This window comes from Bradyrhizobium sp., assembly GCF_022844465.1.
Classification (GTDB): domain Bacteria; phylum Pseudomonadota; class Alphaproteobacteria; order Rhizobiales; family Xanthobacteraceae; genus Bradyrhizobium.
In genome coordinates this window covers 1-9,977 of sequence record NZ_JALHLP010000032.1, presented here as the reverse complement: position 1 = coordinate 9,977, position 9,977 = coordinate 1, and the positions used below count along the sequence as shown (strand labels likewise).

Genomic DNA, 9,977 nt, shown 5'->3' with positions numbered 1-9,977 from the left:
ACCATCATAAACACCCCATCCGCCCGATGTGCAGCTTTTCACCGATATATCTAATAAACAATCACATAACCAAGCGTGGCTCGCAATCAGGTCAGTTCGTTCTCCAGCAAGCGCATCCTGACCAGCTCTCCCGGCGACGAGCTGCCATACTAATGTCCGGTCATGGCACAAAGCGGACGTGCTGGGGACCGTCCATTTGGTCTGCTTCGCGGGTAGGAGCGGAAATTGTCGGACAGACATTTTGGTCAGCCATCGGCCGACTTATTGCGTAACCTCTAGTTTGCGAAAAGCCGTTGCCGGACGCCTTGTGTGAAGATTGCTCGCGAACTGCGGCGAACCCGGGCTAGGCCGGTCGCACAGCTCGTGCCTATAGACCTAGTCGATGGTCCCCAAACGAGTCCCCATTTTAGGTAAAAACTATCGCGGCTCGAATCTCTCAGTCCGCTCTTTTGTCTTGTTCATTAGTGTCTACCGGTAGTTCTCGGCGGACGTGCTGGATGGCGAAGATAAGCGCTAAGCCGCAGGCGGCAAACGCCACAGATGGCACGACTATCCGGCTCATTGATTTGGCAGTCATGACGTTACTCCGTCGGTCGGAGCGTGAGCTCCTCAACATCATACAGCGTTTCCGGCGGGGTGCGTATGCCGAAAATGGCGCAATCTAAGCCGACGGAAATTGCCTCGATATCGAAAGCGGTATCGTGCTTCCGATCGATCGTGGATGATAGAATAGGAAATCGCGGTGTCCGCCGTGCCCGAATTTGTAATGCGGTATGTTGTCGGGGTTCGTGTGGGGCAAATACTTATCTCCCAGCAACATGACCCCGAAATAGCCGAGACCTAGAAAGAACGAAAAAAGCTCGGGAGTTTCGGCGGCGACTGCCTCGAACTGCACAACCGGCCGATGACTGCGAATGGTTTGCTCGGCTCCGCGAAAAACCTGCTGTTCGTGGCCTTCCACGTCGCACTTGATGAATTTTAGATCGCAGAGGCCTCCCATATCGTCCAGCTTCGCGAGCGTGACCTTGATCGTCTCGGAATCTTCCCGGCGCCGGGATGGCTGCAATGACGCGCTGCCGTCCCCAATCCGCTGCCGGGCAAGCAATGCTACGCCTGCGGCGCTCGAAAGCGCGGTTTCGAGTATCGTCACGTTCTGCCAGCCAAAATCCGCCTTGCGGTGCTCAATGTAGCGTCGCATTTCCGGCTGCGGCTCAAATGCAAGAACGCGACCAGTCGCTCCAACAGCTTTGGACATCCAAAACGAATAGATGCCCTTGTTTGCTCCGATATCCAGCACTGTGGCCCCGCTCAAGTTGAGGCTCATAAGCGTTTTGATCGCAAGTCGCTCTGTCCTGTACCGATATCGCAGGCATCGGATTAGAAAGCGCATGTTGGAGTAGTTGAGCATCCTTGGCTCTCGATCATCTGCAGTTACATTACCAGGGTTCTCCAAGGCCCGCGCCACCATTGCGAAAGCAAGCTACTTGCCTCAGCGCCCGTTGGCGAAGTCTTGGGTATCCACCTAATACGACGTGCATCAATCATAGCCGCAATCTCGCTTGGAGTGGCGACAAGTTCATCCATCTTGAATTCGCCAACTGCGAAAGGCTTTCCGGCTTGCCGACAACCCAACTTTACAAAGCAGGCGGTCGATCCGGGCATCTCTGCGATGGCCTTCGCCTCTGGCAGGACGTTGCGCTCGCTGACGTAGAGTGACTGTCGAAACTCGGGACTCATGAGAAGCAATGCAGTTTCGTACCGATCAGCCACGCGCCTCCCGCACATGCTTGTATGCGTGTAGGCATCTACGGGAGGCGGCAACGCGGTACAGAAATTCTCCGTTGCGCCGTCGGGCAAATCAGTGACTTATAGGGTGCTGGTCCAATAATCGTACAGGGAACCAGCCCAATGTCGCAGCAGTTCGACACGCCGTCCGAGTTGGTTGCAATTTCCAGGCTCAACGGCGATTTCAGAAGAAATTACGGCAAGCTAATCGGTGCAGTTCTCTATCTGCGCTCCATTAGCGCCGCGCGCGGACGGTCGCTCCTCCGGCCCGGGTTGATTGTCGCGGCCGTTTCGGCGTTGCCGCTATTGGTGAAGAAGCTTGGGTGGTTGTGCCAACTGTCTCCATGATTTTTTGAATTACGCCTTCAAGGGAACTAGCATGGTACTTGTCGAAACGAGAGTAACGGCATTTCTCCCTTAGTGAGATCCTGAACTTGTTCATTTCGGTGGTGGGGATAAGAAAATAATCGACTATTTCTGAATTCTCCTTGTCCAGGCGGAGCGCGAGCACAAGGCCCGGAGGCAATTGCGCCCGACGATGGACATGCCAGACCGGCACCCTGCCGCTGTTGGGATAATACCGGGCAATTCGGAACGATACGGCCAACCTGTCATCGATGCTCAGTGTATGCGCCGCAGCGTCGAAGATCGCCGATGCGCCCAAGGCCCTGATGCGTCTGGCAACATCAGAGGCCTTTTCCACCAATTTCGTGTTCAGTAACGGGCGAGAGTCGATGAATTCGCAGTTTCGCTGCGAACGATACCCGATGAGCTCGAACGCCTTTCTCAAACTGCCGAATCGCAATGCGTACAGTCCCGCGCACGGCATGCCGCTCATCCTGCCCATGACCGTTGCGCTGAGCCGCCCCTTCTCGGTCAAGGCGTCTCTGAGCCGCTCAAGCAATTGCTGATCGGATCGTCTCACGTATTGATGCTTCAAAAGCCGTTGGGCTTTCCAGAAGAGAGCATCCTCTATGATGGGCTCAAAGCCCCCGGTGCCTCGAACCCAATGCTCCGGCGGATTGTTTCTCATGACCTGCCGCAGCCGGAACGACTTTCGGTTGTACACGATATTGCCGATGTAGTTCTCATTCTGCAGAAGATGATGGACAATTCGGCCGTTCCAGGGTTTCCCGCGATGGTTTGGAACGTGTTCCAGGTTTAGTTGACGCGCAATCTTCTCCTGGGAATGCCCTTTACGAACGAAGTTGCGGAAAACACGTCTTACGATGTCGAGTTCGTGTTGAGGCCCTGGTCGAAGTATGACGCGATCGGTTTGCAAATGCTTGCGCTGACCCTTTTGGAGCGGCCCCTTGGGGCACCCGTTCTCGTCGACCAGCTCGCGGCGCAAGCCATAACCGGGAGTTGCGCCTGCGCGAAAGCCCAGGCTCGCAACGCGGCACGCGCCGGCATGAACCTTCACTGAAAGCTCTCGGCTATACTCGGCCGCCATGACTCTCTTGAGGTTCTTTACGATGCTCGACAACAGGCTACCGTCATTGTCGAATTGCTCTGCGCAGTACGCGACCTTGACGCCCGCCTGCTTGCACACGAACTCGTAGTGCGCACTTTCATCGATGTCTTGAAATCGTCCCCACCGGCTCACGTCATAGACAAGGACGTGGTCAAAATCCGCTCTGCCCGAGACAACGTCGTTGATAAGATCAATCAGACCTGGCCGATTTCGAATTCGAAGCCCACTTTGGCCTTCGTCGGAATAGGTGCGGACAATTACGAGATCGTGCTGGGCTGCGTACACGGCGATCGCCGCAGCCTGGTTTTGTATCGAATATCGCTGGCGCTCCGTCGACATGCGAACATATTGAGCCGCGCGAAGCGCCCTCTGAGCCTTTGCGAGTTGCGTGTTCCGGCGGACGACGAGCGCATTGACCATGGATCGACGCTCCGGAATGCCCGCGGCTGGGCGGACTTACAGCAGATCCAGCATTCGCCAGACGATCGCAACCGCCAGGATCACAAGCATAGCGTACACGGTCCTGCGGCCGATGCGATTCATCAATTGCAGTAGGTATGCACCCGCCCCATGCCGACGTTCATTGACTGGCATCTGGTTGGCTGGGCGATCGGTTGGAGCACTGGGGTACTGGGCTGTGAGCCCCCGCTGTTGTTCACAATAACAGGTTGAGACGTCCCAATAGCGTTGTCTGCATCGTCGCGCGCCTTGGCTTGATGCATGCGACACTGGATGTAGATATCGGTCCCGGGCTTTGCGCCGTAGCTCTTGCAGACTTCATCGTCTTTTCTGGCGAACTCCGCCTTCAGAGCAGCCATTTCAGCCTCTGAATGCCGACCCAGGCAGCCGGCCAACGGAAGCAGCAAGAGCAACAACAGCAACCTGACCATTCGCATCTCGCCCTCCATCCCCTTTGCTTGCAAAATGGCATAAATGGTTGGGCGCCGAAATGAAAATTTATGTCTTGCTGAGCGGTTGACCCCATGCAGATTTGGCGTCTTCGCCCCCGTTAGGTCGGCGCGGCACGCAGCGGGATGTCCGCCTTCTGCCCATAGCGGACATGTCGAGGTTAGAGTGGCCATGCTTTGATGAGCCGGGAGTGTCGGCCAGTGGCCGGCTTATGTCATAACATCTGTTTTTCGAATCCGGTCCCGGGCGCCTGATTGTCAGGCTCCGACCGTCAGGCTGCCGCCGCACATGCCGTCAGATCAAATATTGTCTGTTTGTCGCCGGGAAGTTCATGTTTGGTCCAAAGCACAAGAAACGCGCCGATCGGCTGGACCCCACCCAAAACAAAAATCATTGCGATTAAAGCGTTCAATATTCGGCCTGTCGATTCGCTCATGGCCAAAACTCCGATTGCTGAAACGACGCTCTATTTCATCGATTGGCGATACCATTCCAAAGTGGTGCGCATTCCAATTGCAAGAGGTGTGGATACAACTGGCCGCCTAATTACCTCACACAACACATCGGTCGGGCGCGCGAACCGGGCTCTGTTTCAAACTCCCCTCGTCTCATCGGGGAGTGAACGACAGATGAGTTAGACCCCGTCAAAATGATATCCACGGTCTGGTTCACGGTCAGATGATCGCTCGTTCGTAATTCCACAGTTGAGTCGACCCGTCGTTCATGAAAACCGAGATCGACAATGTTTGTGGCTGCATCTGCGGCACTTTCCATGAGGTCATTGCGAATCCTAATTCCCGCATCTTGCGCCTCAATATTCGCTTTTCTTGTTCGGCCAGGGTGCTTTCTCAGCACCCAAAAACAGCGCTTAAAGGTATCAATTTCACGAAAAGCAAGAAATTCCCGGGCATACGTCAACATTGTAATAGTGTTCGGAAGCCAAATTTGCTAATCGCGGGCGATGGAATATCGATTCGGTCGCAATACGCCTAAATCGAAGGCGCCGGGCATTCGCCGGACGCTGTTGATGTTCCTTGCTTTCGCCTATCTTTTCGTTGGTTTTGCGCACTCTGCTGTGTGTTTCGACGAGGCGTTCGCGTCCACCGTATCCTCCGAATCGTCGGTGCTGCCGGGTGATAATTCGCATGACGGCAATTCCAGGAAGTCGTTGGTCGTCGGAGAACATTGTCACATCTGTGCACCGGTTGTGATGCCCGCACTTGCTCCGGATGCCAGCCCCTCATTGCGGCTGATCCAGATAGCTTTCAGTACGCCGAACCTGCTGCTCGAAGATCATCCGCGGCTCGATACCCCTCCACCCAAGCAACTGACCTGAAGATCGTAGCCGCGCGCGGTGCTGCCGCGCGTTGTCATTCGCATTTCGGGTCGGTATTATGCATTCTGTCAAAGCGGCTTTGCGCCTGACGTGCGCACTGCTTGTACTTACAATTCCAGTCAAGGCTGCCGAACGCTCGCGCGCAATCTCGTTACCAGAAGCGCTTCAGCGTTCTTTGGCGGCGAATCCGCGTCTGACCGCAGCCGAGCGCGACATCGGTATCGCAGGCGGGCTCCGGATTCAGGCTGGCGTGCTCCCCAATCCGGAGGTGTCGTTCGAACTCGACAATGTGCTGGGGTCAGGACCTTACAAGGGTCTCCGATCGGCCGAGACCAATCTGCAGCTCAGCCAACTCGTCGAACTAGGTGGCAAGCGTGAGGCGCGAATCGCCGCGGGCGAAGCCGGCATCGGCGCTGCCGTCTGGCAGCGGCGGGCGACCCGATTGGAAGTGCTGTCCGAGACGGCGATTGCGTTCATTACCATCATTAGTCTGCAGCGCCGCATCGACATCTTCGACGAGCAGATCGCAAGCTTCGACCAACTCATTCCATTGCTGCAAAGGCGCGTCCAAGAGGGTGCTTCCTCTCCGGCTGAGACGCTGCGGGCGCAAGTTGCCGCCGACCTTTTCCGCGTCGAGCGCGAACGCGCCAAGACTCAATTGGCCCTCGCGCGCCGCGATCTCGCAATACTCATGGGTGACAGCACTCCACGATTCGGTAACGCTGTCGGTCGGCTCACCAATATTGGTCGGCCGCCATCATTCCAAACCATTGTCCGGGCCATCGAAGCCAATCCGCAGTTGCTGCGCTGGACCGCCGTCACCGCACAGCGCAATGCCGAACTCCTCATTGCGCGCCTGAAAGCCATCCCCGACCCGCGCATCTCCGCCGGCTGGCGTCACTTTCAGGATACCAACGACAACGCAGTCCGGCTCGGCGTTTCGATTCCTATCCCGGTCTTCGACCAGAATACCGGCAACATCATCGCCGCCCAGGAGACGCTCGCGAAGACCGACGCCGAGCGGGCGATCAACAAGCTGGTCCTGATCAGCATCGTGGGCCGTGCCTACGACACCCTTACCGGCGCCTTGGCCGAGATCAGGCTGCTGCAATCTTCGGTTATTCCGAACGCGCGCAGCGCGTCCGAGACGATGTTCAGCGGTTATACGCAAGGCCGTTTCACCCTGCTCGAACTGCTCGACGTCCGGGGATCGTTGTTGCAGGCGCTGCTGCGCGAACAGGAAGCCCTGCAAAACTTTCATATCGCCATCGCGACCATCGAAGGTCTCGTCGGCAATCCGTTTACGCTCATCCGCGAGAGCAGCAAAAGATGATCATCAAGGCAGTTTTCCGCTATTCGCTGTTCATTCTGGTCACGGCCGGCCTCGCTTACGGCGGTTATCGGGTGATGAACCAGGCTGCGTCGAAAGCCCCGGCCGAAACATCCGGGAAGGGACATGGGGGGCACGGGGAACGCGAAGAACATGCTGGCGGTGTTACGATGAGCGACACCAAGATACAGGCGGCCGGGATCGAACTTGCCAAAGCTTCCGCGGGGGTCTTGCGCGACAGCCTTGTGTTGAACGGCATCGTGCAACCCAACCAGGAATCGCTCGTGCAGGTTACACCCCGCTTTCCGGGAATCGTGCGCGATGTACGCAAACGAATCGGCGACCGCGTCGAAAAAGGCGATGTCCTCGCGATCATCGAAAGCAACCAGAGTCTGACGGCCTACGAGTTGAAGGCGTCACTGGGCGGCACGGTCATCGACCGCCAGACCACTTTGGGTGAGTTCGTATCCGAGCAAAAACCGGCATTCGTCATCGCCGACCTGTCCACCGTGTGGGTGGACTTCTCCGTTTATCGCCGCGATCTGACTCGGGTCAACATTGGCGATCAGGTGCTGATCGACCCTGCGGATGGCGGACAGCCGGTCGAGACAAAGATCTCATACTTGTCCCCGGTTGGCAGTAGCGACACCCAAAGCGCGCTCGCCAGAGCGGTTGTTTCGAATTCCGAACGGCGTTTTCGTCCCGGCCTGTTCATCACCGGCCGCCTCACCTTGTCCGTCAGGAAGGTGAATATCGCCGTCAAATCCTCGGCGCTTCAGACGGTGGAAAACCGGACCGTCGTATTCGTGCGCAACGGAGAAAAGTTCGAGGCACGAGACGTCGAAGTCGGCGATCGCGATCAGGAGCTTGTCGAGATCACCTTCGGTGTGGTGGAGGACGAGATGTACGCCGCGAAAAACAGCTTTGTCGTCAAGGCGGAAATGGCGAAGGGAGAGGCCACACATGACCACTGATGGCGAGCTGATCCTGGTGAGCGCTCTCATCCGGCCCCACATGGAAGGCCACGTTGTTCGGGCACTTCACGATCTGCCTGACTTCCCGGGCTTCACTTTCTCCGAAGTACGAGGCCAGGGACGCGGACGTGGACAGGGTGGAGCCTACGTCTCCAGCGTGACCGATTTGACCTATCACCACTTCCTCGAACTGCGTGTGGTCTGCAGCAGCGAACGAGCTAGCGAGATTTGCAGCCGCATCGCTGCGGCGGCCTGGACCGGCAGGAAGGGCGATGGTGTCGTGCTGACGACACCGGTCCATTCGTTCGCACGAATCAGGGAGATCGGCCGGAATTCGGAGAACCGCGATGATTGACGGCATTCTTTCCTTCTCCATCCGTCAACGATGGTTGGTCATGATCGGCGTCGTGATCATGGCGGCCTTCGGCGCCTGGAATTTCACGCGCCTGCCGATCGATGCCGTGCCTGACATCACCAACGTTCAGGTCCAGATCAATACAAACGCTCCGGGCTATTCGCCACTCGAAGTGGAGCAAAGGATCACTTTTCCGATCGAGACCGCCATGGCTGGGCTGCCACGCCTGCAGAATACCCGCTCACTGTCTCGCTACGGCCTCAGTCAGGTGACGGTGGTTTTCAAGGACGGCACGGATATCTATTTCGCCCGGCAACTGGTCAACGAGCGTATCCAGCGGGTCAAGGATCTGTTGCCTACGGGCATCGAGACCGCCATGGGACCGGTATCGACCGGACTGGGCGAGATTTACATGTTCACGGTCGAAGCCAAGCCGGACGCCCGCAATAAATCGGGCGAGGCATACACGCCGACGGATCTGCGCACGATCCAGGACTGGATCATCAAACCGCAGTTGCGAAACGTTCCGGGAGTGATCGAGGTCAACACGATCGGCGGCTACGAGAAACAGTTTCACGTGCTGCCGGACCCGGCTCAATTGATGGCTCACAGGCTGAGCTTCCGGGAGGTCATGGCAGCGCTTGCCGCCAACAATGCCAATGTCGGCGCCGGATATATCGAGCGGAACGGCGAGCAGTATCTCGTCCGCACACCCGGCCAGGTCGCCAATATCGAAGAGATAAAAGACATCGTGATCGGATCGCGGAACGGCGTTCCGGTTCGCATTTCCGATGTAGCGGACGTTCGCGAAGGCCAAGAGCTGCGGACTGGCGCAGCGACGATGAACGGCCAGGAAACGGTCGTTGGGACGGCCATGCTGCTGATCGGAGAAAACAGCCGGTCGGTCGCGCAGCGCGTTGCTGCCAAGCTGGACGAGATCGGCCGCTCGCTGCCGGACGGCGTGATCGCGCGAGCCGTCTACAACCGCACTTATCTGGTCGAGGCGACGATTGCCACGGTCGAAAAGAACCTCGTTGAGGGTGCCCTGCTGGTCATCGTGATCCTGTTCATGATCCTGGGGAATTTCAAGGCAGCTATCGCGACAGCCTTTGTCATACCGCTTTCGATGCTTTTCACCATCACGGGAATGTTCGAAAACAAGGTCAGCGCCAATCTGATGAGTCTGGGGGCCATCGATTTCGGTATCATCATCGACGGCGCCGTGATTATCGTCGAGAATTGTCTGCGTTTGCTTGCCGTCGAGCAGCGCCGGCAAGGCCGTATCCTCACGCGCCAGGAGCGCTTTGCGACGATCCTGGCCGGATCACGCGAGGTCATCGGCCCGAGCCTGTTCGGCACGTTGATCATTGCCGTGGTGTATCTGCCGATCCTGACGCTTACGGGCGTCGAGGGCAAAATGTTCATACCGATGGCGCTGACCGTTGTGATGGCGCTGCTGGGCGCCAGCATCCTGTCGATAACCTTCGTCCCGGCAGCGGTCGCGATACTCGTGACCGGGCGGGTGTCCGAGCATGAAAACTGGTTCATGCGGGGGGCACGAAAGTTCTACGTTCCGCTGCTGTCCGCCTCCATTGCGGGCCGCAAGCTGGTGGTGGTTGCCGCGGCCGTCCTGGTTGTCGCGATCGGATTCGCCGCGACCCGTATGGGCGGCGAATTCATCCCGAGCCTTGATGAGGGCGACATCGCGATGCACGCGATGCGGATTCCGGGAACGAGCCTCACCCAGGCCGTCGATATGCAAAGGAGGCTTGAACAGGCCGTTATCGAGTTTCCGGAAGTGAAGGATGTCTTTT

The 9,977-nt window shown here is 57.5% G+C and carries 9 protein-coding genes; 5 read left to right on the top strand and 4 right to left on the bottom strand.

All coding sequences use genetic code 11. The annotated features are described in order from the left end of the window. Nucleotides 1-661 precede the first annotated feature (661 nt). The 4 genes from Q0D31_RS23955 to Q0D31_RS23940 form a co-directional block, all read right to left on the bottom strand. Nucleotides 662-1,324: an FkbM family methyltransferase gene (locus Q0D31_RS23955; protein WP_291856789.1), complete on the bottom strand. Its 663-nt coding sequence runs from the start codon at nucleotides 1,322-1,324 to the stop codon at nucleotides 662-664. 696 nt (nucleotides 1,325-2,020) lie between these two features. Further along, nucleotides 2,021-3,679, bottom strand: a complete 1,659-nt coding sequence (locus Q0D31_RS23950) for a recombinase family protein (RefSeq protein ID WP_291856787.1) — start codon at nucleotides 3,677-3,679, stop codon at nucleotides 2,021-2,023. Between the two features lie 122 nt (nucleotides 3,680-3,801). Further along, complete coding sequence (locus Q0D31_RS23945; protein ID WP_291856785.1) at nucleotides 3,802-4,155, bottom strand: hypothetical protein; 354 nt, start codon at nucleotides 4,153-4,155, stop codon at nucleotides 3,802-3,804. Nucleotides 4,156-4,439: 284 nt separating this feature from the next. Further along, complete coding sequence (locus Q0D31_RS23940; RefSeq protein WP_291856783.1) at nucleotides 4,440-4,604, bottom strand: hypothetical protein; 165 nt, start codon at nucleotides 4,602-4,604, stop codon at nucleotides 4,440-4,442. Nucleotides 4,605-5,129: 525 nt separating this feature from the next. Here Q0D31_RS23940 and Q0D31_RS23935 point away from each other — a divergent pair. The 5 genes from Q0D31_RS23935 to Q0D31_RS23915 form a co-directional block, all read left to right on the top strand. After that, a complete protein-coding gene (locus Q0D31_RS23935; protein WP_291856781.1) occupies nucleotides 5,130-5,504 on the top strand; it encodes a hypothetical protein in 375 nt (124 codons plus the stop codon). Between the two features lie 58 nt (nucleotides 5,505-5,562). Further along, nucleotides 5,563-6,837 carry a divalent metal ion exporter subunit IhpA gene (ihpA, locus tag Q0D31_RS23930; protein WP_291856778.1) on the top strand — a complete coding sequence of 425 codons (1,275 nt, stop codon included), beginning with the start codon at nucleotides 5,563-5,565 and terminating at the stop codon, nucleotides 6,835-6,837. Continuing rightward, on the top strand, nucleotides 6,837-7,808 hold the full coding sequence (gene ihpB, locus Q0D31_RS23925; RefSeq protein WP_291856791.1) for a divalent metal ion exporter adaptor subunit IhpB: 972 nt from the start codon (nucleotides 6,837-6,839) through the stop codon (nucleotides 7,806-7,808). The genes ihpA and ihpB overlap by 1 nt, the downstream gene beginning before the upstream one ends. Further along, nucleotides 7,798-8,163 (top strand): P-II family nitrogen regulator, encoded by a 366-nt coding sequence (locus Q0D31_RS23920; protein WP_291856777.1) that lies wholly within the window; start codon nucleotides 7,798-7,800, stop codon nucleotides 8,161-8,163. Before ihpB ends, Q0D31_RS23920 begins: the two co-directional genes overlap by 11 nt. Beyond that, on the top strand, nucleotides 8,156-9,977 hold a 1,822-nt coding region (locus tag Q0D31_RS23915), incomplete at its 3' end, for a CusA/CzcA family heavy metal efflux RND transporter (RefSeq protein ID WP_291856775.1). The genes Q0D31_RS23920 and Q0D31_RS23915, both read left to right, overlap by 8 nt.

What these genes read in the sequence shown, in the direction of transcription:
- Q0D31_RS23955 (WP_291856789.1), bottom strand. Translation starts at nt 1,324, where the DNA reads ATGAGCCTCAACTTGAGCGGGGCCACAGTGCTGGATATCGGAGCAAAC.
- Q0D31_RS23950 (WP_291856787.1), bottom strand. Translation starts at nt 3,679, where the DNA reads ATGGTCAATGCGCTCGTCGTCCGCCGGAACACGCAACTCGCAAAGGCT.
- Q0D31_RS23945 (WP_291856785.1), bottom strand. Translation starts at nt 4,155, where the DNA reads ATGCGAATGGTCAGGTTGCTGTTGTTGCTCTTGCTGCTTCCGTTGGCC.
- Q0D31_RS23940 (WP_291856783.1), bottom strand. Translation starts at nt 4,604, where the DNA reads ATGAGCGAATCGACAGGCCGAATATTGAACGCTTTAATCGCAATGATT.
- Q0D31_RS23935 (WP_291856781.1), top strand. Translation starts at nt 5,130, where the DNA reads ATGGAATATCGATTCGGTCGCAATACGCCTAAATCGAAGGCGCCGGGC.
- ihpA (WP_291856778.1), top strand. Translation starts at nt 5,563, where the DNA reads ATGCATTCTGTCAAAGCGGCTTTGCGCCTGACGTGCGCACTGCTTGTA.
- Q0D31_RS23920 (WP_291856777.1), top strand. Translation starts at nt 7,798, where the DNA reads ATGACCACTGATGGCGAGCTGATCCTGGTGAGCGCTCTCATCCGGCCC.